At 72.4% G+C, this 22,749-nt stretch carries 24 protein-coding genes; 7 read left to right on the top strand and 17 right to left on the bottom strand.

The window, feature by feature from the left end; genetic code table 11:
* Positions 1 to 30 precede the first annotated feature (30 nt).
* The 5 genes from ACZ6S8_RS13470 to ACZ6S8_RS13450 form a co-directional block, all read right to left on the bottom strand.
* Entirely contained in the window at positions 31 to 720 is a 690-nt protein-coding gene (locus ACZ6S8_RS13470) for a GNAT family N-acetyltransferase (protein WP_469455232.1), read from the bottom strand.
* 194 nt (positions 721 to 914) lie between these two features.
* The gene (locus ACZ6S8_RS13465; RefSeq protein WP_469455228.1) at positions 915 to 1,778 is read right to left on the bottom strand and encodes a MetQ/NlpA family ABC transporter substrate-binding protein; all 864 of its coding nucleotides are present in this window, start codon (positions 1,776 to 1,778) and stop codon (positions 915 to 917) included.
* A 126-nt stretch (positions 1,779 to 1,904) separates the two neighbouring features.
* Positions 1,905 to 2,573: a methionine ABC transporter permease gene (locus ACZ6S8_RS13460; protein WP_469455226.1), complete on the bottom strand. Its 669-nt coding sequence runs from the start codon at positions 2,571 to 2,573 to the stop codon at positions 1,905 to 1,907.
* The gene (locus tag ACZ6S8_RS13455; protein ID WP_469455224.1) at positions 2,570 to 3,643 is read right to left on the bottom strand and encodes a methionine ABC transporter ATP-binding protein; all 1,074 of its coding nucleotides are present in this window, start codon (positions 3,641 to 3,643) and stop codon (positions 2,570 to 2,572) included. The genes ACZ6S8_RS13460 and ACZ6S8_RS13455 overlap by 4 nt, the downstream gene beginning before the upstream one ends.
* A gap of 379 nt (positions 3,644 to 4,022) precedes the next feature.
* A complete protein-coding gene (locus ACZ6S8_RS13450) occupies positions 4,023 to 4,670 on the bottom strand; it encodes an HAD-IA family hydrolase (protein WP_469455222.1) in 648 nt (215 codons plus the stop codon).
* A gap of 68 nt (positions 4,671 to 4,738) precedes the next feature.
* Here ACZ6S8_RS13450 and ACZ6S8_RS13445 point away from each other — a divergent pair, with 68 nt between their 5' ends.
* Positions 4,739 to 5,107 carry a hypothetical protein gene (locus ACZ6S8_RS13445; protein ID WP_267722743.1) on the top strand — a complete coding sequence of 123 codons (369 nt, stop codon included), beginning with the start codon at positions 4,739 to 4,741 and terminating at the stop codon, positions 5,105 to 5,107.
* Positions 5,100 to 5,513 carry a hypothetical protein gene (locus ACZ6S8_RS13440; RefSeq protein WP_469455220.1) on the top strand — a complete coding sequence of 138 codons (414 nt, stop codon included), beginning with the start codon at positions 5,100 to 5,102 and terminating at the stop codon, positions 5,511 to 5,513. Before ACZ6S8_RS13445 ends, ACZ6S8_RS13440 begins: the two co-directional genes overlap by 8 nt.
* A gap of 56 nt (positions 5,514 to 5,569) precedes the next feature.
* Here the strand turns inward: ACZ6S8_RS13440 and ACZ6S8_RS13435 are convergent, their stop codons facing one another.
* From ACZ6S8_RS13435 to ACZ6S8_RS13425, 3 genes are all read right to left on the bottom strand, one after another.
* On the bottom strand, positions 5,570 to 6,076 hold the full coding sequence (locus tag ACZ6S8_RS13435; RefSeq protein WP_469455218.1) for a GNAT family N-acetyltransferase: 507 nt from the start codon (positions 6,074 to 6,076) through the stop codon (positions 5,570 to 5,572).
* A gap of 37 nt (positions 6,077 to 6,113) precedes the next feature.
* Positions 6,114 to 6,728 carry a sigma-70 RNA polymerase sigma factor region 4 domain-containing protein gene (locus ACZ6S8_RS13430; RefSeq protein WP_469455217.1) on the bottom strand — a complete coding sequence of 205 codons (615 nt, stop codon included), beginning with the start codon at positions 6,726 to 6,728 and terminating at the stop codon, positions 6,114 to 6,116.
* 73 nt (positions 6,729 to 6,801) lie between these two features.
* On the bottom strand, positions 6,802 to 7,965 hold the full coding sequence (locus ACZ6S8_RS13425; protein WP_469455215.1) for a glycerophosphodiester phosphodiesterase: 1,164 nt from the start codon (positions 7,963 to 7,965) through the stop codon (positions 6,802 to 6,804).
* Between the two features lie 307 nt (positions 7,966 to 8,272).
* Between ACZ6S8_RS13425 and ACZ6S8_RS13420 the strand changes: the two genes are divergently transcribed.
* Complete coding sequence (locus ACZ6S8_RS13420; protein WP_267722737.1) at positions 8,273 to 8,902, top strand: lysophospholipid acyltransferase family protein; 630 nt, start codon at positions 8,273 to 8,275, stop codon at positions 8,900 to 8,902.
* 8 nt (positions 8,903 to 8,910) lie between these two features.
* Here ACZ6S8_RS13420 and ACZ6S8_RS13415 read toward each other — a convergent pair whose 3' ends face one another.
* The 3 genes from ACZ6S8_RS13415 to ACZ6S8_RS13405 all read right to left on the bottom strand — a co-directional run bounded on the left by ACZ6S8_RS13415 (position 8,911) and on the right by ACZ6S8_RS13405 (position 12,556).
* Entirely contained in the window at positions 8,911 to 10,386 is a 1,476-nt protein-coding gene (locus ACZ6S8_RS13415) for a membrane-associated oxidoreductase (RefSeq protein WP_469455212.1), read from the bottom strand.
* A gap of 77 nt (positions 10,387 to 10,463) precedes the next feature.
* The gene (locus tag ACZ6S8_RS13410) at positions 10,464 to 12,008 is read right to left on the bottom strand and encodes an MFS transporter (RefSeq protein ID WP_469455210.1); all 1,545 of its coding nucleotides are present in this window, start codon (positions 12,006 to 12,008) and stop codon (positions 10,464 to 10,466) included.
* Positions 12,008 to 12,556 carry a TetR/AcrR family transcriptional regulator gene (locus ACZ6S8_RS13405; RefSeq protein ID WP_469455208.1) on the bottom strand — a complete coding sequence of 183 codons (549 nt, stop codon included), beginning with the start codon at positions 12,554 to 12,556 and terminating at the stop codon, positions 12,008 to 12,010. The genes ACZ6S8_RS13410 and ACZ6S8_RS13405 overlap by 1 nt, the downstream gene beginning before the upstream one ends.
* A gap of 89 nt (positions 12,557 to 12,645) precedes the next feature.
* Between ACZ6S8_RS13405 and ACZ6S8_RS13400 the strand changes: the two genes are divergently transcribed.
* Positions 12,646 to 13,173: an HAD domain-containing protein gene (locus ACZ6S8_RS13400; RefSeq protein WP_469455206.1), complete on the top strand. Its 528-nt coding sequence runs from the start codon at positions 12,646 to 12,648 to the stop codon at positions 13,171 to 13,173.
* Positions 13,174 to 13,252: 79 nt separating this feature from the next.
* Here ACZ6S8_RS13400 and argH read toward each other — a convergent pair whose 3' ends face one another.
* On the bottom strand, positions 13,253 to 14,680 hold the full coding sequence (gene argH / locus ACZ6S8_RS13395; RefSeq protein ID WP_469455204.1) for an argininosuccinate lyase: 1,428 nt from the start codon (positions 14,678 to 14,680) through the stop codon (positions 13,253 to 13,255).
* Between the two features lie 349 nt (positions 14,681 to 15,029).
* Here argH and ACZ6S8_RS13390 point away from each other — a divergent pair, with 349 nt between their 5' ends.
* The 3 genes from ACZ6S8_RS13390 to ACZ6S8_RS13380 are packed head-to-tail and all read left to right on the top strand — an operon-like array spanning position 15,030 to position 17,731.
* Positions 15,030 to 16,448, top strand: coding sequence for a hypothetical protein (locus ACZ6S8_RS13390; RefSeq protein WP_469455202.1), 1,419 nt, complete (start codon positions 15,030 to 15,032; stop codon positions 16,446 to 16,448).
* Between the two features lie 8 nt (positions 16,449 to 16,456).
* Positions 16,457 to 17,038 carry a pyridoxamine 5'-phosphate oxidase family protein gene (locus ACZ6S8_RS13385; protein WP_469455200.1) on the top strand — a complete coding sequence of 194 codons (582 nt, stop codon included), beginning with the start codon at positions 16,457 to 16,459 and terminating at the stop codon, positions 17,036 to 17,038.
* Positions 17,039 to 17,044: 6 nt separating this feature from the next.
* Positions 17,045 to 17,731 (top strand): L,D-transpeptidase family protein, encoded by a 687-nt coding sequence (locus tag ACZ6S8_RS13380; RefSeq protein WP_469455468.1) that lies wholly within the window; start codon positions 17,045 to 17,047, stop codon positions 17,729 to 17,731.
* Positions 17,732 to 17,815: 84 nt separating this feature from the next.
* On the opposite strand, the gene ACZ6S8_RS13375 is transcribed toward ACZ6S8_RS13380, so the two are convergent.
* From ACZ6S8_RS13375 to argC, 5 genes are read right to left on the bottom strand one after another with little or no spacing between them, the layout of a single operon-like run.
* The gene (locus ACZ6S8_RS13375) at positions 17,816 to 18,352 is read right to left on the bottom strand and encodes an arginine repressor (protein WP_383925879.1); all 537 of its coding nucleotides are present in this window, start codon (positions 18,350 to 18,352) and stop codon (positions 17,816 to 17,818) included.
* A 7-nt stretch (positions 18,353 to 18,359) separates the two neighbouring features.
* A complete protein-coding gene (locus ACZ6S8_RS13370) occupies positions 18,360 to 19,565 on the bottom strand; it encodes an acetylornithine transaminase (protein WP_469455197.1) in 1,206 nt (401 codons plus the stop codon).
* The gene (argB, locus tag ACZ6S8_RS13365) at positions 19,562 to 20,518 is read right to left on the bottom strand and encodes an acetylglutamate kinase (protein ID WP_469455195.1); all 957 of its coding nucleotides are present in this window, start codon (positions 20,516 to 20,518) and stop codon (positions 19,562 to 19,564) included. The genes ACZ6S8_RS13370 and argB overlap by 4 nt, the downstream gene beginning before the upstream one ends.
* Complete coding sequence (argJ, locus tag ACZ6S8_RS13360; RefSeq protein WP_469455193.1) at positions 20,515 to 21,687, bottom strand: bifunctional glutamate N-acetyltransferase/amino-acid acetyltransferase ArgJ; 1,173 nt, start codon at positions 21,685 to 21,687, stop codon at positions 20,515 to 20,517. Before argJ ends, argB begins: the two co-directional genes overlap by 4 nt.
* Complete coding sequence (argC, locus tag ACZ6S8_RS13355) at positions 21,684 to 22,712, bottom strand: N-acetyl-gamma-glutamyl-phosphate reductase (protein WP_469455191.1); 1,029 nt, start codon at positions 22,710 to 22,712, stop codon at positions 21,684 to 21,686. The genes argJ and argC overlap by 4 nt, the downstream gene beginning before the upstream one ends.
* Between the last annotated feature and the right edge of the window lie 37 nt (positions 22,713 to 22,749).

The following is a 22,749-nucleotide window of genomic DNA, read 5'->3' as shown; positions in this document are numbered from 1 at the left end:
CTACCCGGTCATCGGGTGGGCGCGGTCGGGTCAGTGCCAGTCGGCGCCGACGGCGTGGCCGTTCGCGTCGGCCCGCTGCCCGAAGGCGGTGGTGCCGGCGTAGGCGTCGTACCCGTCGTAGCCCTCGTACCCGTCCGCGTCGTCGAGGTCCTCGGGGACGAGGCTCCACACGATGAGGTCCGTGCGGGTGTCGGTCCAGGTGCCCTCGGCGGTCTGGGTGCGCACTATCCACGCGTTGCGCAGGACGCCCTCGCTGATGCAGCCGATCTTCTGGGCGACCTGCTGGGAGGCGGTGTTGTCGGCCGCGGTGCGCAGTTCGAGGCGTTCGAAGCCCCGGTCGCGGAACAGCCACTGCGCGACGGCGAGCACGGACTCGCTGGCGTAGCCCTCGCCGCGGGCCCAGGGCGCGGTGAGGTAGCCGACCTCGGTGGCGCGGGTGCGCCAGTTGGTGTTCTGGAGGTGGACGATGCCGACGAGGCGGTGGGTGAGGAACTCGGTGACGGCGAGGACGATGCCGCGGCCCTCGGTGCGTTCGGCGTGGGACTGGCGGGTGGCCCAGGCGTGCGCGTCGGCGAGGGTGTAGGGGTGGGGCGCGGAGGTCCAGGCGGTGATCTGCTCGTCGTTCATCATCTCGGCGAGCGCGGTGACGTCCTCTTCCTCGAAGGAGCGCAGCACCAGCCGGTCCGTGCTGATGGTGACGTCCGGGAAGGTGGTAGTCATGCGCAGCTCCAAGCCTGGGACCGTGGTGCGACCGTGGTGCGGTACGACCCCGTACCGGCCCGTTTGGTGACGGACCGTCGAACAGGTCGTAGGCCACAGCATGCAGCATCGCCCGGGGGAAGTGCAGGGCCGGGTTGCCCGGAAGCGGGCACGGCTCGGCCCCGCGCGCCACCGGGCGCGCGGGGCCGGGAGGGTCAGGCCTGCGGGGTGCCGAAGGCCGGGGTGACCGAGCCCTGGTACTTCTCCTCGATGAACTTCTTGACCTCGTCGGAGTTCAGGAGCTTGGCGAGCTTCTGGATCCGGGGGTCGTCCTGGTTGCCCTCCTTGACCGCGAGGAAGTTGGCGTAGGGGTTGCCCTCGGCCTTCTCCAGGATCAGCGCGTCCTTGGCGGGCGACAGGTCGGCCTCGAGGGCGTAGTTGCCGTTGATCACGGCGGCGTCCACGTCGTTCAGGGCGCGCGGGACCGTGGCGGCCTCCAGCTCCTTGAACTCCAGGCCCTTCTTGTCGGTGATGTCGGACAGCTTGGCGCTGGTGCCGACGCCCTCCTTGAGGGTGATCAGGTTGTTGGCCGCGAGGAGCTGGAGCGCGCGGCCCTCGTTGGTGGTGTCGTTGGGGACCGCGATGGTCTGGCCGGGCTTGATGTCCGTGACGGCCTTGGCCTTCTTGGAGTACAGGCCCAGCGGCTCCAGGTGCACGTTCACGACGGGCACGATGTGCGTGCCGTTCTTCTTGTTGAAGTCGTCGAGGTACGGCTTGTGCTGGAAGTAGTTGCCGTCGACCTGGCCCTGCTCGGTGGCGGTGTTCGGCAGGACGTAGTCCGTGAACTCCTTGACCTCGAGCTTCAGGCCTTCCTTCGCCGCGAGCTTGTCCTTCACGAAGTTCAGGATGTCGGCGTGCGGGCTCGGGGAGGCGGCGATGACGAGCGGCTTGCTCTCGTCGGTCTTGCCGCCCTCGGCCTTCGTGGAGGACGGGTCCGAGGAGCTGCCGCAGGCGGTGAGGCCGAGGGCGAGCGCGGAGGCTGCGGCGGCGAGGGCGGTGAGCTTGACGTTCTTACGCACGAAGAGTGCCTTTCTTGCTGAACAAGTTCCGAAGACTTGCTGGTGGCGGCCCGAGCACGACAAGTGCGGGCTTTCTGGGGGGGGTGGGGAAGTCTGGGGGGGCCGGCCGGGGGGGGGCCGGTGGTCTCAGGTGGTCCGGCCGCGGCGGGCCAGGAGGCGGACCGCGCCGTCGCCGATCAGCTGGATCACGGTGACGAGGGCGATCAGGACGACGACGGTGGCGACCATGAAGCCGGTCTCGAAGCGCTGGAAGCCGTACGTGATGGCCTTGGAGCCCAGTCCTTCGCCGCCGACCGCGCCCGCCATGGCGGAGTAGCCGACCAGCGTGATGACGGTCGTGGTGACGCCGGCGACCAGGGAGGGCAGGGCCTGCGGGAGCAGGACCTTGCCGACCAGGGTGGGGACGGAGCCGCCCATGGACTCGACGGCCTCGATCAGGCCGTGGTCCACCTCGCGGACGGACGTCTCGACGAGCCGGGCGAAGAAGGGGATGGCGCCGATGGCGAGCGGGACGATCATGGCGGTGGGGCCGATGAAGGTGCCGACGACGGCCGTGGTGACCGGGATGAGGAAGATCAGCAGGATGATGAACGGCAGCGAACGGCCGATGTTCACGATGACGCCGAGGACCTTGTTGAGCGGCTGGTTCTGCAGCAGCCCGCCCTTGTCGGTCAGGACCAGGAGGATGCCGATGGGCAGTCCGCCGAGGACGGTCACCAGGGTGGACCACAGGACCATGTAGAGGGTGTCGTACGTGCCCTGGGTGAGCAGGGGCTGCATCTCGGACCAGGTCACTTGGCACCATCCTTGACCAGTGCGGCGATCTCGGAGTCGAGTTCGGCGTCGATGTCGGCGTCCGGTTCGGCGTCGACCACGTCGACCTGGAGGCCCTGCTCGCGCAGGAAGCCCACCGGCACGACGTTGTCCTCGTAGCGGCCGGGCAGCTCGATGCGCATGCGGCCGATCTGCCGGCCGGCGACGGTGTCCATCGCGGCGCCGAGGATCGAGATGTCGATGTTGTACGTGCGCGACAGCTGGGAGATCACCGGCTGCGCGGCGGCCTCGCCGTGGAAGGTGACGTCGACGACCGTGCGGTCGGGGCCGGTCGCGGCGCCGGTGACCGGGAAGAGCTCGCCGGCGAGCTCGGAGCCGGGGGTGGCGAGCAGTTCGGAGACGGTGCCGGACTCGATGACGCGGCCGTTCTTCATGAGGGCGGCCGAGTCGCAGACGGACTTGACCACGTCCATCTCGTGCGTGATGAGCAGGACGGTCAGGCCGAGCTGCTGGTTGAGGTCGCGCAGCAGCTGGAGGATCGAGCGGGTGGTCTCGGGGTCCAGGGCGCTGGTGGCCTCGTCCGAGAGCAGCACCTTGGGGTCGCCGGCCAGGGCGCGGGCGATGCCGACGCGCTGCTTCTGGCCGCCGGAGAGCTGGCCGGGGTAGGCCTTGGCCTTGTCGGCGAGGCCGACCAGGGCGAGGAGTTCGAGGGCCTTGCGGGAGCGCTCGCGGCCGGAGACGCCGAGGATCTCCAGGGGCAGCTCGATGTTGCCCTGGACGGTGCGCGAGGACAGCAGGTTGAAGTGCTGGAAGACCATGCCGATCCGGCTGCGGGCCTCGCGCAGCTCCTTGGAGGCGCGGCGGCCGCGGCCGGCGAGGGCGGTCAGGTCGACCCCGTCGACGCTCACGGTGCCGGTGGTGGGGCGCTCCAGCAGGTTCACGCAGCGGATCAGGGAGGACTTGCCGGCGCCGCTCTGGCCGATGACTCCGTAGACCTCGCCCTCACGGACGTGGAGGTCGACGCCGTCCAGGGCGGTGACCTCGCGGCCACGGGACTGGTAGACCTTCGTGAGGCCCGATGTGGTGATCACAGGATTTCCGTCGCTGTCGAGTGCACGGCGCAGCGGGTGCCGGGCACGGGGCAAACATCTGGGGACGCGATACGGGTCGAACCGTCAGAAAACGATCATGTCGACCCGTGCGTGGGGCAGGAACGATCCGCGCTGCGGGAAGCGGTGGCGGAGCGGCTCCGCCGTCTCGCTTCGGGGCGCGAGGTTCGGTGTGGGGCCCTCAGAAGGCGCACATTCGACACATACAACGAGCACCGGGCGTCATCGTCGCCTCGGTCGCAAGGGTGCGGCTGCTCGTCGTGGTCATGGGCCCAAGTAAAGCAGACCTCTCCCGTGACCGATCAATGTCGTCCGGTATGCGGACGTCTTTCGACCACATACCGGACAACAGCGGTCAGCTTCAGCCGTCCGTCCCGATCGTCAGACCGGTGGCACTGACCTGCACGGACACGGCCGACAGGTCCCGCACGACCACGTCCGCGTCGAGCTCCGCCGCGGGGTGCGTTGTGGTCAAGGCCACCGTCCGCATGCCGGCCGCCCTCCCGGCCGCGAGGCCGGCGGGGGCGTCCTCGAAGACCACGCACCGGGCCGGATCCACGCCCAGGCGCCGGGCCGCCAGCAGGAAGGGCTCCGGGTCGGGCTTCCCGCGGGTGACGTCGTCGGCGGACACGATCACCGGGGAGTCGATGCCCGCCTCGCGCAGCCGGGCGCCGGCGAGCGGGCGGGTGGCTGAGGTGACCACGGCCCAGCGGTCCGGGGGGAGCGTGGACAGCAGGTCCTTCGTGCCGGGGAGCAGGACGACGCCGCCGGCCACGTCCTCGACCTCCAGGGCCTCGATCCGGGCGAGGGCCCCGGCGCGGGCCGCGGGGGGCAGCAGCTCGGCGATGATCTCGGCGGCAGGCCGGCCGTGCAGCTCGACGCGGGCGAACTCCTCCTCGGTGATCCCGTGCTCCCGGGCCCACCGCGTCCAGCAGCGGTGCACGGATTCCATGGAGGAGACGAGCGTGCCGTCGTTGTCGAACAGGAGGGCGTCGGCGTGGAGGTTCATACCGTCCAGCAAAGCGCGGGCCGAGGGGTGCGCGCATCGGGTCTTTCGGCCCGTAATACCCTCGCTGCATGCTCGACGCCCTGACGGTCGCCATCGGCGTGGCCGCACTCGCCCTCGCCGCCTGGTGCGGCCACGCCGCCTGGCGGGACCAGCCGACCAAGGACTGGCACTTCATCGGCATGGCCGTGGTGACCGCGCTGGTCCTGGCCCAGCTGGTGGTCGGGCTGGTGAAGCTGGCCGGCGGCGGCGAGCCCGACGAGGGCACGGTGATCTTCGTGGCCTACCTGCTGGGCGCCTTCGCGACGGTCCCGGCCGCCGGGATGCTCTCGCTGACCGAGCGCACGAAATGGGGCTCGGTGACGGTGGCCGCGGGCGCGCTGGTCCTCGCCGTCCTCGAAGTACGGCTCTACGACATCTGGGGAACCACCGGTGCCTGACACGACCACCCACACGCCGGCCGGCCGCAAGCGGCTGGTCTCCGGGCCCGGGCTGCTGCTGGTCTGGCTGTACGGGGTGATGGTGGTCGGCGCCGTCTCCCGGTCCGCCTACCAGATCTCCACCGAGTTCGACCGGGCGCCGCTGGCGTACGCGCTGTCCGCGGTGGCCGCGCTGGCGTACGCGTTCATCACGTATTCGCTCGTGCGCGGCGGGGAGCGGGCCCGCCGAGCCGCGCTGCTCTGCTGCGCGGCCGAGCTGGCCGGCGTACTGACCGTGGGGACCTGGACCCTGGTCCGGCCCGAGGCGTTCCCCGACACGACGGTGTGGTCGCAGTTCGGAATGGGCTACCTGTTCATCCCGGTGATCCTGCCGATCACCGGGATGCTCTGGCTGCGCAGGCGCTGACGCCGCTCCGGAACCCGTGTCCGGGTCCGGGTCAGGGTCCGGGTCCGGGAGCCTGACTAGGCGCTGACCGCGAAGTCGGTGGCGGCCTTGGCTTCCTTCTCCAGTATCACCAGCCGGACCCCGTCGGACGCCGTGCGGCCGCCGACCTGGGTGTAGCCCGCCTTGCGGTAGAGACGCAGGTTGGACTCGCTCCGGTGTCCGGTGTGCAGGCGGAAGCGGACGGTGCCACCGCCGCCGGCGAGGGCTTCCTCGACGGCGCGCAGCAGGCGCGCACCGAGGCCGTGACCCTGGAGCCGGGGGTGGACGCACAGCTTGGTGATCTTGCCGGTGCCGTCCTCGTCGACGCTGCCGCGGACGGAGCCGACGACCTCGTCGCCGAGCCGCGCCACCAGGACCGTGTCCGCGGCGAGCTCCCCCTTGAGGGAGTCGAGGGACTGGGTGAGCGGCTGGATGAGGTAGTTGCCGTACAGCTCGGCCTCGCGCTGGAAGGCCAGGTACTGCAGTTTGAAGATCTGCTCAGCGTCCTCGGCAGCCGCCGCCGAAATGGTCACGCTCATGCCCATGTGCGCATGCCTCCCGCTCACCTGGTAGCCCGTCGGTCTACCGCTCCTTTCCCCGCAGGCCAGGAGCCGCAACCTCTGCAGCCAGCATTCTGCGCAGACATCCCAGGCAACGGGAACGGACGGGCCCCAAACTTCCTTGTGAGATACCCAACTCTCCTGCGATTTCACGGTAAGTGAGGTCTCGGGGCGAGAGAAGTGCCTGCATGAGTTCCGGACAGCGTCCGGGCAGCCGGGCCACCGCCGACCGCAGGGCCCGGTTCGTCTCGCCGTGCAGGAGCGCGTCCTCCGGCTCCGCTCCCCTGCCCGCGGCCGCGCCGGTCCCCGGGCCGGACGGCGGGCCGCCGTCCCCGGCGCGGCGGCGCCTGCCCTCGGCGACGGGGCGGCGGCGGTCGTTCGGGTCGTACGGAACCTCCCGGCGCACGCGGCGGCGGGCGAGGCGGGCCTCGGCGCGCACCGCCCGGCGCAGCCAGCGCGCGGGCTCGGCCGGGTCGGTGGGGTCGGGGGCGCGGCGGCCGCTCTCCAACAGCCTGACCCAGACGGCTTGTTCCAGGTCGGCCGGGTCGACTCCGGTGCCCGGGGCCTCCGCGGCCGCTTCGGCGGAGAGCAGCGGTCCGAGGTTCTCGAAGAGGTCGGCCTTCTTCAGCAGGTCCATGCCGGGCGGGACGAGCGGCCCGGGCCCGGCGGTTTCCGCGCCGGGCCCGGGCCACCCGTTCGAGGAGTCCCGGTCAGCGGTTGACGGGCCGGCGGCCCGGGCGGAAGTCCTCGGCGGCGAGCAGTCCGGTGTCCGGGTTGTCGGTGAAGATGCCGTCGATGCCCTGCTCGAAGTACGTGCGGAACGCGCCGAAGGCGTCGCCGTAGGCGGCCGGGTCGGTGCCCTTGCGGTATTCGGCCGGCAGGAAGCTGTTCTCGTTGCGCGCGGTGTAGGGGTGCAGGAGCAGTCCGCGGGCGTGGGCGTCCCGCACCAGGGTGGTGGGGGCCCCGAGCCGTCCGGCCGCGTCGCGCGGGAGGATCAGGTCCATGGTCGGGCCGATGCCCTGGGCGAAGCCGGCGATCCACTTCAGCCCGGCGGGCGTGACCAGGTCGGCGACCGTACGGGGGTCCTTCGCCAGCTCGAAGTCCCAGGGGCGGGTGTTCGCGGCGGAGAGCAGCACCACCCGCGGGGCGGAGACCAGCCGGGAGAGCCGCTGGATGCTGGACGGTTCGAAGGACTGGAGGAACAGCGCGGCGTCGCGGCCGTCGCGGCCGTGGCGGCGCAGCAGTTTCGCGAGGGGCTCCTCCAGGCCGAGGCCGAGGCTCCGGAAGTAACTGGGGTGCTTGGTCTCGGCGTGCAGCCAGACGCGCTTGCCGCGGCGCCTGCCCTCGCGGTCGGCCCAGCGCAGCACCTCGTCGAAGGTGGGCACGGCCCAGCGGCCGTCGTAGAGCGTGTTGCGCTGGCGGACGGCGGGGATGCGCTCCTTGGCCCGCAGCGTCTTCAGCTCGGCGAGGGTGAAGTCCTCGGTGAACCAGCCGGTGACGGAGACCCCGTCGACGGACTTGGTGGTGCGCCGAGAGGCGAAGCCGGGGTGGTCGGCGACGTCGGTGGTGCCGCCGATCTCGTTCTCGTGGCGGCACACGAGGTGGCCGTCGCGGGTCGGCACGAGGTCCTGCTCGATGACGTCGGCGCCGAGGTCGAGGGCGAGCTGGTAGGAGCCGATGGTGTGCTCGGGTCGGTACCCGCTGGCGCCCCGGTGGCCGATCACCGTCGGGACGGGGAGGTCCCGGTACCCGCCGTCGCCGCGGTCCGCTCCGGCCGCCGCCGCGGTTCCCGCCGGGATGCCCGCCGCGGCCGCGCCCGCCGCCAGGACGGCCGCTCCCAGGACCGTGCGCCGTGCTGCCCCACGCTGCGTCATGCGTGCCACTCCCCGTCGGAAAAGGGCCGCGGGTCCCGGGATCTCTGGTGTCACGCGGCCCCCGATCGGCGTGCCGATGGTAGGCAGGGGGTGGTGGCCGGCGGACGTGTGCGGGGGGAACATGGCGGAAACGCGCGTCAACACTGCGTATCCGACTCGTGAACCCGATGTGCGATCAGAGCCGACCCGCGAGTATCGTCCTCACCTGCACTACCGCCGTGTGGTGGCGTGTGCGAACCCGCTTTTCGATGCCGGAGGGCCCACGTTGTTCCGTACCGCGCTCATCAAAGCCACTGTCGGACCGGTCATGCGCATGATGTTCCGCACCCGTGTGGAGGGCATCGAGAACATTCCCGGGACCGGGCCGGTGATTCTGGCGGGCAACCACCTCACCTTCATCGACTCGATGATCCTGCCGCTGGTGTGCGACCGCACGGTCCACTTCATCGGCAAGGACGAGTACGTGACGGGCAAGGGGGTCAAGGGCCGCCTCATGGCGTGGTTCTTCACCGGCTCCGGGATGATCCCCGTCGACCGCGACGGGGCCAACGGCGGGGTCGCGGCCCTGATGACCGGCCGCCGGATCCTCGAAGAGGGCAAGGTCTTCGGCATCTACCCCGAGGGCACCCGCTCCCCCGACGGCCGCCTGTACCGCGGCCGCACGGGCATCGCCCGGCTGACCCTGATGACCGGCGCCCCCGTGGTCCCGTTCGCCATGATCGGCACCGACAAGCTCCAGCCCGGCGGTGCCGGCATGCCGCGGCCGGGACGGGTCACGGTCCGCTTCGGCGAGCCGATGGAGTTCTCCCGCTACGAGGGCATGGACCGCGACCGGTACGTGCTGCGCGCCGTCACCGACTCGGTGATGGCCGAGGTCATGCGCCTCTCGGGCCAGGAGTACGTGGACATGTACGCCACCAAGGCGAAGGCCGCGTAGGGCCGCGCCTACTGCCGCTGGAGGGACCGGCTGACGCCCGCCGCCGTCGTGGTGGCGAGGATCCAGCCGGTCATGATCAGCAGGTACGACAGCCACTGGTGCAAACCGCTCGGCGCGTACGCGGACTCCTGTCCGAAGCCGACGATCGGCAGCATCAGGTCGAGCGTGTAGAACACCGGGTTGAAGTCCGGCGCCTCCCCCGCCTTGAGGGGCCGCGGCGGACCGGTCCAGTACGCGACGACCCCGGTGGCCAAGAGCGCCAGCAGCCAGCCCGCCGCGCGCATCGGCCGGAACCCGTAGCCCACGGTGACGTCCTGGAGCAGGCCCCAGGCGCGGGCGTGCCGGGGCAGGGTGCGGCGGTGCCGGCGCAGCTTGGCGAGCTGGACGGTCCGGGCCGCTGCCTCGTCGCCGGCGGTGCGGTAGGCCGCGGCGAGCTGTTCGTAGGCGTACGGGAGGTAGCCCGTCTCCTCGCGTTCCAGTGCGGGCAGGCGTTCCTCGGCGGGGAGGTGCGGGGCCAGGGTCCGGTAGGTGAGTCCGTCGATGCGGATCTCCTGCGGCCAGGTCTCGGGGGGCATGTGCAGCCGGTCGAACTGGGAGCGCCGCAGGTTCAGGCCGCCCTGGATGGTCTCGCAGGACCGCAGCCACACCTCGCCGACCAGGCAGCTGGAGGCGCGCAGGGCGACGCCTCCGGGGTTGAGGAAGCGGGCGTAGGCGAAGTTGAGCTGGCCCGGTATGCGGGCGCCGGTCAGGTTGACGCGGCCGCGGGCCTCCATCCGCATGGCGCGCAGGTCCGTGCCGACGGTCAGGGTCTCGGCGTGCAGGGCGGTGCCGCCGGGGGCGAGCAGCCGGGCGCCGTCGAGGTTGATCTGGCCGCCGACGGTGGCGCCGTTGATGCGGGTCTGGCCGTGGACGGTGAGGTCCATCGCGATGACGTCGGTGCCGATGTCGGCGTGGTTGAACTGGAGGATCGGTTCCGCGGCCTCGTGCTCGTCGCCCGGGCGGCCGATGACCGCGCGCTGGAGGAAGAAGCCGCCGGCGATCCGGGCGCCGGACAGCCGGACGGGCCCGGTGATCGTGCAGCAGGGCATCCGCAGGACGACGTCGATGCTGACGGAGGTGGCGGTCAGTCCGGGCAGCGCCGAGTCGCTGAGCACCAGGGCCCGCAGCTGGGCCCCGTACACGAGGGGTTTGCGTTCGAACCAGCAGCCGCGCAGCCGGATCGCGTGCTCCACCACGGCGTACTTCAGGTCCAGCTTGCCCGTGATCCGGGCGCCGCGGACGTTGAGTCCGGCGACCAGGCCGGGGGTGCGGGGGCCGTTGAGCAGCAGGGCCGTGATCACCCCGGCGCGCACGGTGCGCTCCGGACCCCAGCCGCCGCCGTCGGCGGCGTCCTCGTCCGGGCCGGTCCGGAAGTCGACGCCCTCGCCGCGCGGGAAGGCGTCCCACAGGCGGCGTTCGGCCGGGGTCAGGTCGTTGATCTCCATCGCTGGGGATGGTGTCCCGTGGTCCACGAACTGTCAACTGTGTTCAGTGCGGCGCCTTTTGGCCGGATCACACCTGGTCAGTGCTCGATTCCGTCCTGGAGCTCCTGGCCCTTGAGGAGGAACCAGGCGGCCGCGGCGGTGGCCAGCAGGACGGCCGCGCCGACCCCCGAGGCGAGCCGCAGGCCGTCCACGAAGGCCTCCTGGGCCGCGCCCACCATCTGCTCGGCGGTCCGCGGGTCCAGCTGTCTGGCGGCCTCGACGGCTCCGCCGAGGGATTCGTGGGCGGCGTCCGCGACGGGTCCGGGGACCGAGGCGGGGGCCGTGAAGCTCTGGTAGACGCCGGTGACGACGGAGCCGAGCAGGGCGATGCCGAGCGCGGCGCCGAGCTCGTACGCGGTCTCGGAGACGGCGGAGGCGGAGCCCGCCTGTTCCTTGGGGACGCTGGAGAGGATGACGTCGGCGGTGACGGTGAACGAGAAGCCGGCGCCGAGACCGACGGCCAGCAGGGCGGCGCCGAGCAGCGGGTAGCCGGTGTCCTTGTGGATGACGGTGAGGACGCCCAGGGCCAGGCCGATGGCCGTGAGGCCGCCGACGACGATGGAGCGCACCGAGTACCGGCGGGCGTAGCGGCCGGCGAGCAGGCCGGTGACCACGGCGCCGACGGCGGCGGGCAGCTCCGCCAGACCCGCCTCCAGCGGGTCGCGTCCCTGGACGAGCTGGAGGAACTGGGAGAGGAAGAAGACCAGTCCGGAAAGGCCGAAAACGGTCAGCAGGTCGGCGAGCACGGCGCCGGAGAACCCGCGGTGCTTGAAGAGCCGCATGTCGAGCAGCGGGGACGGCAGGCTGAACTGGCGCCGGACGAACGCGTACAGGCACGCGCCGCCGATGACGACGGCCGCCCAGACGCCCCAGGTCATGCCGTGGGTGGCGACTTCCTTGATGGCGTAGACGACGCCGATGACGCCGACGAGGGAGAGGGCGACGCTGACCAGGTCCCAGGGGCCCGCGACCGGGTTCTTGGACTCGGGCAGCAGCTTGACGCCGACGACGACCAGGACGATCATCACGGGCAGGTTGATGAGGAAGACCGAGCCCCACCAGAAGTGCTGGAGCAGGGCCCCGCCGACGACCGGTCCGACGGCCGCGCCCGCCGAGGCGGCGGCGCCCCAGACGCCGATCGCGAGGCTGCGCTCCCGGGGGTCCTGGAAGATGTTGCGGATCAGCGCGAGGGTGGACGGCATCAGGGTGGCGCCGGCGACGCCGAGCAGGGCCCGGGCGACGATCATCATCTCGGGGCTGGTGGCGTACGCGTTCAGGACGGAGACGGCGCCGAAGGCCGTGGCGCCGACGAGGAGCAGCTTCTTGCGGCCGATGCGGTCGCCGAGGGAGCCCATGGACACGAGCAGACCGGCGATGACGAAGGAGTAGATGTCGCCGATCCACAGCAGCTGGGTGCCGGACGGCTGGAGGTCCTCGCTGAGGGCCGGGGTCGCGAGCCCGAGCACGGTGGCGTCCACCGCGACCAGCAGGACGGCCAGGACCAGCACGCAGAGCGCCAGCCAGCGCCCGGGGCTCCTCCCCTCCGCCCCCTTGTTCCTGCTCAGCTCTTCGGTTCGGCTCATCACTCCACGCTCCGTCGTGCCCCACCGAGCAGCAACTCGATGATCATGTACTGAAAGTCCTTGGCGGCCACCCGGCCGTCCATCACGGCCCAGGCGCAGGTGCCGATGAGCCCGTAGAGGGCCTCGGTGAGCCAGGCGGCGCTCAGGTCGATCCGGATGTCGCCCTCCTGCTGGCCGCGCCGGAAGAGCGCGCCGACGCGCGCGTCCAGGCGGGCCCATCCCTCGTGGATCCCGTCCCCCTCGAACAGCTGGTTCTCGGTGACGAGGAAGGCCAGCAGCTCCGCGTTGGGCTCCGCCTCGGCGACGAGCCGCCGCAGGGCGTCGACCGCCGTGTCCTCGTCGAGGCGGGCGTTGTCGAACGCCACCTCGAACTCCCGGATGCCGAGCTCTTCGAGCGCCCGTACGAGGGCGTCGCGCCCCGCGAAGTGCCGGTGGAGGGTGGCGCGCCCGATTCCGGCGGCGCGCGCGACCTCGTCCATCGTCGCGGTCGATTTGCGGGAGAGCAGGGCCGCCGCGTCGCGGAGCACCTGGTCACGATCCATGGCCATGAGACAACCATAACCCGAATGAGACGCCACTGTCTCATTCGACCGGAAAATGGGCTGCCCCCGGGCCGCCCGGAAGGAATGCTGCCGAGATGAATCCGCCGAACGCCCCCAGGCCGCTGCTGCTGATCGACGTGGACGGGCCGCTGAACCCGTACGCCGCGAAGGCACAGCGCCGCCCCGAGGGCTACACCACCCACCGGATGCGCCCGACGGGCTGGCGCGAGGCCGAGAGCGCGAAGCCGCTGCGGGTCTGGCTGAACCACGGGCACGGCGCGGAGCTGCTCGCGCTGGCGCGGACGTACGACCTCGTGTGGGCGACGACCTGGAAGGACGAGGCCAACGACTGGATAGGCCCGCACCTGGGGCTGCCCCGGCTGCCCTTCGTCGACTGGCCGGTGATGCACGGGCGCGCACCGCGCGGGACCTTCTGGAAGACCCAGTACGTCCTCCCGTACGCGGGGACGCGCCCCTTCGCCTGGATCGACGACGACATCCGGGACGCGGACCGCGAGTACGTCGCCATGCACCACCCCGCCCGGGCGCTGCTCCTGCGCATCGACGAGCAGGTCGGGCTGGTCCGGGCCGACTTCGACGCGCTGGCGGACTGGGCACGGTGAGGGGCGCCGGCCCCGGTCCCGGCACACGCCGGAGGGGCGGCCGGAGCGGATGCTCCGGCCGCCCCTCCGGGGACCGCGGCTACTGCTTGTGGATCGCCCAGGCGTGCTGGATGACCAGGTCGGCCTTCAGCTCGGTCAGCTGGACCGCGACCGCCGACGGGGCGGTGCCGCCGCGGCCGCTGCGCGAGGCCAGGGCGCCCTTGACGTTGAGCACGGTCCGGACCTCCGGGGTCAGGTGCTCCGAGATCTTCGCGAACTGGTCGTCGGTGAGCTGGTCGAGCTCGATGCCCTCGCCCTCGCAGACCTTGACGCACTCGCCGGCCACCTCGTGCGCCACCCGGAACGGCACGCCCTGCTTGACCAGCCACTCCGCGATGTCGGTGGCGAGCGAGAAGCCGGCCGGAGCCAGCTCCTCCATGCGTTCCCGGTTGACCGTGAGGGTGGCCATCATGCCGGTGAAGGCCGGCAGCAGGACCTCCAGGGTGTCGCAGGAGTCGAAGACCGGCTCCTTGTCCTCCTGGAGGTCCCGGTTGTACGCGAGCGGGAGCGCCTTCAGCGTGGCGAGCAGGCCGGTCAGGTTGCCGATGAGACGCCCCGACTTGCCGCGCGCCAGCTCCGCGATGTCCGGGTTCTTCTTCTGCGGCATGATCGACGACCCGGTCGAGAAGGCGTCGTGCAGGGTCACGAAGGAGAACTCCTTCGTGTTCCAGATGATGATCTCCTCCGCGATGCGGGACAGGTTGATCCCGATCATCGCGGTGATGAAGGCGAACTCGGCGACGAAGTCGCGCGAGGCCGTGCCGTCGATCGAGTTGCCGACCGATCCGCGCTCGAAGCCCAGGTCGGCGGCGACCGCCTCCGGGTCCAGACCCAGGGAGGAGCCCGCGAGGGCGCCCGAGCCGTACGGGGAGACCGCGGTCCGGGTGTCCCACTGGCGCAGCCGCTCGGCGTCCCGGGACAGGGCCTGCACGTGGGCCAGCACGTGATGGGCGAACAGCACCGGCTGCGCGTGCTGGAGGTGGGTCCGGCCGGGCATGGCCACGTCCGCGTGGCTCTCGGCCAGGCCGACCAAGGCGTCCTGGAGGTCCGCGATCAGACCGCCGACGATCCGCGCGTGGTCGCGCAGGTACATCCGGAAGAGGGTGGCCACCTGGTCGTTGCGGGACCGGCCCGCCCGCAGCTTGCCCCCGAGGTCGGCGCCGAGCCGCTCCAGCAGCCCCCGCTCCAGGGCGGTGTGCACGTCCTCGTCCGCGATGGTGCCGGTGAAGGAGCCGTTCGCCACGTCGGCTTCGAGCCGGTTCAGGCCGTCGGTCATGCGGTCGAGCTCTTCGGCCGTGAGCAGGCCCGCCTTGTGCAGCACGCGCGCGTGGGCCCGGGAGCCGGCGATGTCGTACGGGGCGAGGCGCCAGTCGAAGTGGACCGACGCGGACAGCTTCGCGAGGGCCTCGGCGGGGCCGTCGGCGAAGCGGCCGCCCCAGAGCCGGACGTCACCGTTGTTGCTGCTCACAGCTACTGCTCCTCAAGGGGGTGGGTGTGCGACGGCCTCCCCGCCGCGGAGGGTGCGGGGAGGCCGTCGGCGTACTGCCGGTCCTGCTGGTGTCGCCGGTGCCGCCGGTCCTGCCCGTACTGCCCAACGACTCGGGCGGGGTCGCGATGCGCGACGGTCTCCGGGGAAGGGCCGGGGCCGGGGCCGGGGCCCCTGCGTACGGCACATCCAACGACAGGCATAACTATGCATTAGTCCGTATGTTTCGTCAATCGAGCCCGGCTGTACCCCCGTGACCAGCCCGAATATCGGAGGCGCCGCCCCCACCCGCTCCCTAGGATCGGTACCTGACACACCCCGGGGAGGGCACATGGGCGCCGAGCGGCGGCAGGAGACCGAGCGGGGCCGGGCGGCGGCGCAGGCCGTCCTGAGCGGCGCGGCCGGCGGAGCCCGACCGGTGCTGCCTGGCGCGGGGCCGGAGGCGTGGACCGCCTTCGACGAGGAGATCCGCTCGTACGCCGCATCCCGGTACGCCGGCGCCGACCGCCCCGAGGCCGCGCTCTGCCACCCCGACGGACGGATCCGGCAGCGGGCCCTGGGGTCCCCGCACCCCACGCCGGAGCTCGTCGCGATCCGGTGCGCCGACTGGGCTCCCCCCGTACGGCGGGAGGCCCGGCGCGTCCTGGCGGAGCTGCTGGCCGCCGACCCGCTGGCGGCACTGCTCCGGCTGACCCCGCTCGTGCTGCTGCTCGGCCGCCGCGAGCAGGGCGTCTGGGCCCGGGAGCTGTTCGAGGAGGCCCTGCGCACCGGAGCCGGCGGCCCCGCCCTGGCCGGGCTGGACGACAGCCCCGACCTGCCCACCCGGCGGCTCGCCGCCCGGATCGCCGTCGGGGCCGGGACGCACGACGTACGGGAACTGGCGCGCCGGGCCGCCGCGGAGCACGATCCGGCCACGGGCCGGACGTGGACCGACGCGGCCCTGGCCCTGGCCGCGGCCTCCCCCGGCGGACCGGACGCCGAGGCCGTCGACACCCTGCTCGGCGGGCACGGCCCGCTGGTCCGCTCCGCCGGGGTCACCCTGCTGCGGCGGGCCGGGCGGGGCGCCGAGGCCGGGCCGTACCTCGGGGACCGCTCCGGGCTGGTCCGGGCCTGCGCCCGCTGGGTGGTGCGCCAGGACGGCGGTGACCCGTACGCGCTGACCCGCGCGCGCGTCACGGGCCCGGGGCCCGTCACGGCCACCGCGGTGCTCGGCTTCGCCGAGTGCGGCGGCCGCGAGGACGCCCCGCTGCTGCGGACGCTGCTGGCGCACCCCGCCGGCGCGGTGCGGGCCGGCGCCGTCGCCGGGCTGCGACTGCTCGACTCCCACGACACGGTCCTGCTGGAGCCGCTGCTGGACGACCCCGCGCCCGCCGTGGCCCGCGAGGCCTCGCTGAGCCTGCGGGCCTCGGCGGACCGGCTGCACCCCGGCCCGCTGCTGGAGCGCGTCGTGCCGGGCCGCCCGCCGCACACCCGCCGCGCCGCGTACCGGCTGCTGCGCGCGCGGGGCGGAACGGCCGCGCTGCGCGTGTCGGTGGACCTGCTGGCGGACGGCGACGCGGACCTGCGCCGGATCGCCGGGCAGTACGTCCAGAGCCTGTGGTCCCCCCACCGTCCCCCCGCCCTGCCGACCGGGGACCCGGAGGTGGGCGCCCTGCTGGACCGCTGCACGGGCCTGTTCAGCGAATACGTCATGCACCGCATACGGCGGCAGCTCGGACTCCCCCTCCGCACCTCCCCGACGAACGGATAATGATCTCCATGGGAAAACTCCACGCACGCATAGACGACCGGCTCCGCAGGTTCATCGAGGAGCAGCCCGTCTTCTTCACCGCCACCGCCCCGCTCGCGGGTGACGGACACGTCAACCTCTCCCCCAAGGGCCGCTCGGGAACCCTCGTCGTCATCGACGACCAGACCCTCGCCTACCTGGACTTCGGCGGCAGCGGCGCCGAGACCATCGCCCACGTCCGCGAGAACGGCCGGATCACGCTGATGTGGTGCGCGTTCAGCGGGCCGCCGAACATCGTGCGGATCCACGGCGAGGGCGAGGCGGTCTTCCGCGACGACCCCCGCTGGGCCGGACTGGTCGCCCTGTTCGGCGACGCCGACGGGCCGGCCGCCCGGGCCGTCATCGTCGTACGGGCCCGCCGGATCACCGACGTGTGCGGGTACGCGGTCCCCTTCATGGAGTACCAGGGCGAGCGCACCCTGCACGCGGAGTACTTCGGCCGCAAGACGGACGACGAGTTCGCCGCGTACTGCGAGAAGAAGGATTTCATCGCGACCAGCGTCGACGGCCTGCCTGCGCTGCCGCTGCCCCTTCCGCCCCGTACCGTCTGACGTGTGCTGCGTACCGCTCTCGTCACCGGCTCACTGATCGTCACCGCCCTGCTCCCCCAGGGCCCTTCGCCGCTGCCCGCCCGGCTCGCCGACACCGGAGGGGGCAGCCAGCTGATCACCGCGGTCGCCCCCGCACCCGGGTCGACGACCGGGCGGGTCACCTGGTGGGACCGGCGGGCGGGCCGCTGGTTCGAGGCCGGGAGCGCCGAGGCCCGCTTCGGGGCGAACGGGCTCACCGACGGCGCGAGCCGCGTCCAGGGCACGAACACGACGCCGACGGGGCTGTACGCGCTCCCGTACGCCTTCGGGATCCGCAGCGCCCCCGCCGGCACGCGGTACCGCTACCGCCGGGTGACGGACGACGCGTGGTGGTGCCAGGACAACGCCTCCGGCAGCTACAACCGCTGGACGCAGCCGCTGCCCGCCGACTGCGCGCCGGGCGAGGCGGAGCACCTGGCGGACTACGGCACCCAGTACGCGCACGCGCTGGTCGTCGCCTTCAACTACGACCGGCCGGTCCGCGGCCGGGGCGCCGGCATCTTCCTGCACGTCAACGGCAGGGGCGCGACGGCCGGTTGCGTGTCCGTGCCGGACCGGGCCATGCGGGCGCTGCTGCGCTGGGCGGACCCCCGCCGGAGCCCGCACATCGCGATCGGCACCGGGTCGGGGGCCCTCGCCGTGACCCGCTACTGACCGGCGGGCGACGCGCCGGCGGACCCGCAAGCCACGGGCCGCGGGTCCGACAGCCGCGCGGGCAGGGGTGGAGGCCCTGAGGGGTCAGCCTTCCTTCTGCGCCAGGCGCAGCAGGTGGTCGGCGAGGGCCTGGCCGCCCAGCGGGTCCCGGCTGATCAGCATCAGCGTGTCGTCGCCGGCGATGGTGCCGAGGATCTCCCGCAGTTCGGCCTGGTCGATCGCCGACGCGAGGAACTGCGCGGCCCCGGGCGGGGTGCGCAGGACCACCAGGTTGGCGGAGGCCTCGGCCGAGATCAGCAGCTCCCCGGAGAGCCGCCGCATCCGCTCCTCCTTCGCCGACTCCCCGAGGGGGGCCTGCGGGGTGCGGAAGCCGCCCTCGCTGGGAACCGCGTAGATCAGCTCGCCGTTGGTGTTGCGGATCTTCACCGCCCCGAGTTCGTCGAGGTCGCGCGAGAGCGTCGCCTGGGTCACGCTCAGCCCGTCGTCCGCGAGCAGCTTGGCCAGCTGGCTCTGGGAGCGGACGGGCTGCCGGTTGAGGATGTCCACGATCCGCCGGTGCCGTGCGGTGCGGGTCTGCGGGACGGCCTGCCCGACGTGGTCGTTCTCCTGCGCCTGGGTCATCGTCGTCTCATTCTCCGGATCCGTCCCCGTGGGCTGTGTCGAGGATGCCGGGCAGGGCCCGGAGGAACGCGTCCAGCTCGGCCTCGGTGAGTACGTACGGGGGCATCAGCCGTACGACGTCCGGAGCGGGCGCGTTGACCAGGAAGCCGGCGTCCTGAGCCGCCTGCTGCACCTGGGGCGCGAGGGGCTCGGTCAGCACGATACCCAGCAGCAGCCCGGCGCCGCGGACGTGGGAGACCAGCGGGTGGCCGGTTCCCTCGATGCCGGAGCGCAGCTGCTCGCCGCGCTCCTTGACCCGGTCGAGGAGCCCTTCGGCGGCGATCGTGTCGATGACGGCGAGGCCGGCGGCGCACGCGACGGGGTTCCCGCCGAAGGTGGTGCCGTGCTGGCCCGGCCGGAGCAGCTCGGCGGCGGGGCCGAAGGCGGCCACGGCGCCGATCGGCAGGCCGCCGCCCAGACCCTTGGCGAGGGTGACCAGGTCGGGCTCCACGCCCTCGTGGGCCTGGTGCTCGAACCACTGGCCGCAGCGGCCGATGCCGGTCTGGACCTCGTCCAGGACGAGCAGGGTGCCGGTGGCGCGGGTGATCTCGCGGGCGGCCGTCAGGTATCCGGCCGGGGGGACCACGACGCCGTTCTCGCCCTGGATCGGCTCGATGACCACGATCGCGGTCTCCTCGGTGACCGCGGCCCGCAGGGCCTCGACGTCTCCGTACGGGACGTGCGTGACGTCGCCGGGCAGCGGCAGGAACGGCTCCTGCTTCTTCGGCTGGCCGGTGAGGGCGAGGGCGCCCATGGTGCGGCCGTGGAACCCGCCGTCGGTGGCGACCATGTGGCTGCGCCCGGTCAGCCGGCCGATCTTGAAGGCGGCTTCGACGGCCTCGGCGCCGGAGTTGCAGAAGAAGACCCGGCCGGGGCGGCCGAAGAGCTGGAGCAGCCGTTCGCCGAGCGCCACGACGGGCTCGGAGACGTAGAGGTTGGAGACGTGGCCGAGGGTGGAGATCTGTCCGGTGACGGCCTCGACGATCGCGGGGTGGGCGTGGCCCAGCGCGTTGACCGCGATGCCGCCGACGAAGTCGGTGTACTGCCGGCCGTCCGCGTCCCAGACCTGGGCGCCGTCGCCGCGTACGAGGGCCAGGGCGGGCGTCCCGTAGTTGTCGGTCAGGGCGCCCCGCCAGCGGTCGCCCAACTCCTGGTTGGTGGTGTGCGCGGTCACTTCGCTCCCCCTTGCGGCTCGTCCGGCACGACCATCGTGCCGATTCCCTCGTCCGTGAAGATCTCCAGCAGGATCGAGTGCTGGACCCGCCCGTCGATCACGCGGGCGGTGGTCACGCCGTTGCGGACGGCGTGCAGGCAGCCCTCCATCTTGGGCACCATGCCGCTGGACAGCTCGGGCAGCAGCTTGTCCAGCTCGCTGACGGTGAGCCGGCTGATCACCTCGTCGCTGTTCGGCCAGTCCGCGTAGAGGCCCTCGACGTCGGTGAGGACCATGAGCGTCTCGGCGCCGAGGGCGGCGGCGAGGGCCGCGGCGGCCGTGTCGGCGTTCACGTTGTAGACGTGGTGGTCGTCGGCGCTGCGCGCGATGGACGAGACGACCGGGATGCGGCCGTCCGACAGCAGGGCCTCGATGGCACCGGTGTTGATGGACGTGATCTCGCCGACCCGCCCGATGTCGACGAGCTCTCCGTCGATCTCCGGGCTGTGCTTGGTGGCGGTGATGGTGTGGGCGTCCTCGCCGGTCAGGCCGACGGCGAGCGGTCCGTGCTGGTTCAGGAGCCCGACCAGATCGCGCTGGACGTGACCCGCCAGGACCATGCGTACGACGTCCATGGCCTCCGGGGTGGTGACGCGCAGGCCCGCCTTGAACTCGCTGATCAGGCCCTGCTTGTCGAGCTGGGCGTTGATCTGGGGACCGCCGCCGTGCACCACGACCGGCTTGAGGCCGGCCTGCCGCAGGAAGACCACGTCCTGGGCGAAGGCCGCCTTCAGGTCGTCGTCGATCATGGCGTTGCCGCCGAACTTGATGACGACGACCTTGCCGTTGTGGCGGGTGAGCCAGGGCAGGGCCTCGATGAGGATCTCCGCCTTGGGCAGCGCGGTGTGCTTGCGCGCCGTGCCCGGGTGGGCGCTGCTGCCGCTGCCGGGCTGCCCGGCCTTGTCGTCGCTCATGAGCTGTACGCGCTGTTCTCGTGGACGTACTCGGCGGTCAGGTCGTTGGCCCAGATCACGGCGGACTCGCTGCCGGACGCCAGGTCCGCGGTGATGCGCACCTCGCGGTCCTTCATGCTCACCAGGTCGCGGTCCTCGCCGACCGAGCCGTTCTTGCAGACCCAGACGCCGTTGATGGCGACGTTCAGCCGGTCCGGGTCGAAGGCGGCCGCGGTGGTGCCGATCGCGGAGAGCACCCGGCCCCAGTTGGGGTCCTCGCCGTGGATGGCGCACTTGAGGAGGTTGTTCCGGGCGATGGACCGGCCGACCTCGACGGCGTCGTCCTCGCTGAGCGCGCCGACGACCTCGATGCGGATGTCCTTGCTGGCGCCCTCGGCGTCGCCGATCAGCTGGCGGGCGAGGTCGTCGCACACGGCCCGTACGGCCTCGGCGAACGCCTCCTGCTCCGGCACCCGGCCGGACGCGCCGGAGGCCAGCAGCAGGACGGTGTCGTTGGTGGACATGCAGCCGTCGGAGTCGACCCGGTCGAAGGTGGTGCGGGTGGCGGAGCGCAGCGCCGTGTCGAGGGCGGCGCTGTCCACGTCGGCGTCGGTGGTGAGGACGACGAGCATGGTGGCGAGGCCCGGGGCGAGCATGCCCGCGCCCTTGGCCATGCCGCCGACCGTCCAGCCGTCCCGGGAGACGGCGGCGGTCTTGTGCACGGTGTCGGTGGTCTTGATGGCGACGGCGGCGGCCTCGCCGCCGTCGGCGTCGAGCGCGGCGGCCGCGATCTCGATGCCGGGCAGCAGCTTGTCCATGGGGAGCAGGATGCCGATCAGGCCGGTGGACGCGACGGCGATCTCGCCCGCGTTGAACTCGGCGCCCGTGCCGAGCGCGTTGAGGACGTCCGCGACCTTCTCGGCGGTGGCGTGGGTGTCCTGGAAGCCCTTGGGGCCGGTGCAGGCGTTGGCGCCGCCGGAGTTCAGGACGACCGCGCTGACGGTGGCGCCGCGCAGGACCTGCTCGGACCAGTGCACGGGCGCGGCCTTGACGCGGTTGGAGGTGAACACGCCCGCGGCGGCCAGACGCGGCCCGTTGTTGACCACGAGGGCCAGGTCCGGGTTGCCGTTCGCCTTGATCCCGGCGGCGATGCCCGCCGCCGTGAATCCCTGTGCTGCCGTGACGCTCACGGTGCTACTCCGATCGTGGAAAGGCCGAGCTGTTCGGGGAGCCCGAGGGCGATGTTCATGCTCTGCACCGCGCCGCCGGCGGTGCCCTTGGTCAGGTTGTCGATCGCGCTGACGGCGATGATCCGCCCGACGGACGCGTCGTAGGCGACCTGGACCTGGACGGCGTTGGAGCCGGTGACGGACTGGGTGGCGGGCCACTGTCCCTCGGGGAGCAGCCGGACGAAGGGCTCGTCGGCGTACGCCTTCTCGTAGGCCGCGCGGAGCTGCTCGGCGGTGGTGCCGGGGAGCGCCTTGGCGGAGCAGGTGGCGAGGATGCCGCGCGCCATGGGGACGAGCGTCGGGGTGAAGGACACGGAGACGCGCTGTCCGGCCACCGGGGAGAGGTTCTGCACCATCTCGGGCGTGTGGCGGTGTCCGCCGCCGACGCCGTACGGGCTGACGGAGCCCATGACCTCGGAGCCGAGCAGGTGGGGCTTGAGGGCCTTGCCGGCGCCGGAGGTGCCGGTGGCGGCGACGATCACGGCCTCGGGCTCGGCGAGCTGCTCGGCGTACGCGGGGAAGAGCGCGAGCGAGACCGCGGTGGGGAAGCATCCGGGGACGGCGACCCGCTTGGCCCCCGCCAGGGCGGCGCGGGCGCCGGGCAGCTCGGGGAGGCCGTAGGGCCAGGTGCCAGCGTGCGGGGCGCCGTAGAAGGCGTCCCAGTCGGCGGCGTCCTTGAGCCGGTGGTCGGCGCCCATGTCGACGACGAGCACGTCGTCGCCGAGCTCGGCGGCGACGGCGGCGGACTGGCCGTGCGGAAGCGCGAGGAACACGACATCATGTCCCCCGAGGACCTCGGGGGTCGTCGCCTCCAGGGTGCGCCCGGCGAGCGGGCCCAGGTGCGGTTGCAGGGACCCGAGCAGCTGTCCGGCGTTGGAGTGCCCGGTCAGCGCTCCGATCTCCACCTCGGGGTGCGAGAGCAGCAGGCGCAGGAGTTCCCCGCCCGCGTACCCGCTCGCACCGGCCACCGCTACACGTACTGCCATCGGACCCTCCTCGTCGATGGCATGACTATACGTATCA

This window comes from Streptomyces sp. NPDC048461 (assembly GCF_055587105.1).
This window is presented reverse-complemented; position numbering and strand designations above follow the sequence as displayed.

Bases quoted from the DNA above. Each gene is read 5' to 3' on its own strand.
- ACZ6S8_RS13410 (WP_469455210.1), bottom strand. From the start codon at position 12,008: ATGAGCCGAACCGAAGAGCTGAGCAGGAACAAGGGGGCGGAGGGGAGG.
- ACZ6S8_RS13430 (WP_469455217.1), bottom strand. From the start codon at position 6,728: ATGGACCTGCTGAAGAAGGCCGACCTCTTCGAGAACCTCGGACCGCTG.
- ACZ6S8_RS13390 (WP_469455202.1), top strand. From the start codon at position 15,030: ATGGGCGCCGAGCGGCGGCAGGAGACCGAGCGGGGCCGGGCGGCGGCG.
- ACZ6S8_RS13420 (WP_267722737.1), top strand. From the start codon at position 8,273: ATGCGCATGATGTTCCGCACCCGTGTGGAGGGCATCGAGAACATTCCC.
- ACZ6S8_RS13400 (WP_469455206.1), top strand. From the start codon at position 12,646: ATGAATCCGCCGAACGCCCCCAGGCCGCTGCTGCTGATCGACGTGGAC.
- ACZ6S8_RS13450 (WP_469455222.1), bottom strand. From the start codon at position 4,670: ATGAACCTCCACGCCGACGCCCTCCTGTTCGACAACGACGGCACGCTC.
- ACZ6S8_RS13415 (WP_469455212.1), bottom strand. From the start codon at position 10,386: ATGGAGATCAACGACCTGACCCCGGCCGAACGCCGCCTGTGGGACGCC.
- argB (WP_469455195.1), bottom strand. From the start codon at position 20,518: ATGAGCGACGACAAGGCCGGGCAGCCCGGCAGCGGCAGCAGCGCCCAC.
- ACZ6S8_RS13375 (WP_383925879.1), bottom strand. From the start codon at position 18,352: ATGACCCAGGCGCAGGAGAACGACCACGTCGGGCAGGCCGTCCCGCAG.
- ACZ6S8_RS13385 (WP_469455200.1), top strand. From the start codon at position 16,457: ATGGGAAAACTCCACGCACGCATAGACGACCGGCTCCGCAGGTTCATC.
- ACZ6S8_RS13425 (WP_469455215.1), bottom strand. From the start codon at position 7,965: ATGACGCAGCGTGGGGCAGCACGGCGCACGGTCCTGGGAGCGGCCGTC.
- argC (WP_469455191.1), bottom strand. From the start codon at position 22,712: ATGGCAGTACGTGTAGCGGTGGCCGGTGCGAGCGGGTACGCGGGCGGG.
- ACZ6S8_RS13445 (WP_267722743.1), top strand. From the start codon at position 4,739: ATGCTCGACGCCCTGACGGTCGCCATCGGCGTGGCCGCACTCGCCCTC.
- ACZ6S8_RS13435 (WP_469455218.1), bottom strand. From the start codon at position 6,076: ATGGGCATGAGCGTGACCATTTCGGCGGCGGCTGCCGAGGACGCTGAG.
- ACZ6S8_RS13405 (WP_469455208.1), bottom strand. From the start codon at position 12,556: ATGGCCATGGATCGTGACCAGGTGCTCCGCGACGCGGCGGCCCTGCTC.
- ACZ6S8_RS13470 (WP_469455232.1), bottom strand. From the start codon at position 720: ATGACTACCACCTTCCCGGACGTCACCATCAGCACGGACCGGCTGGTG.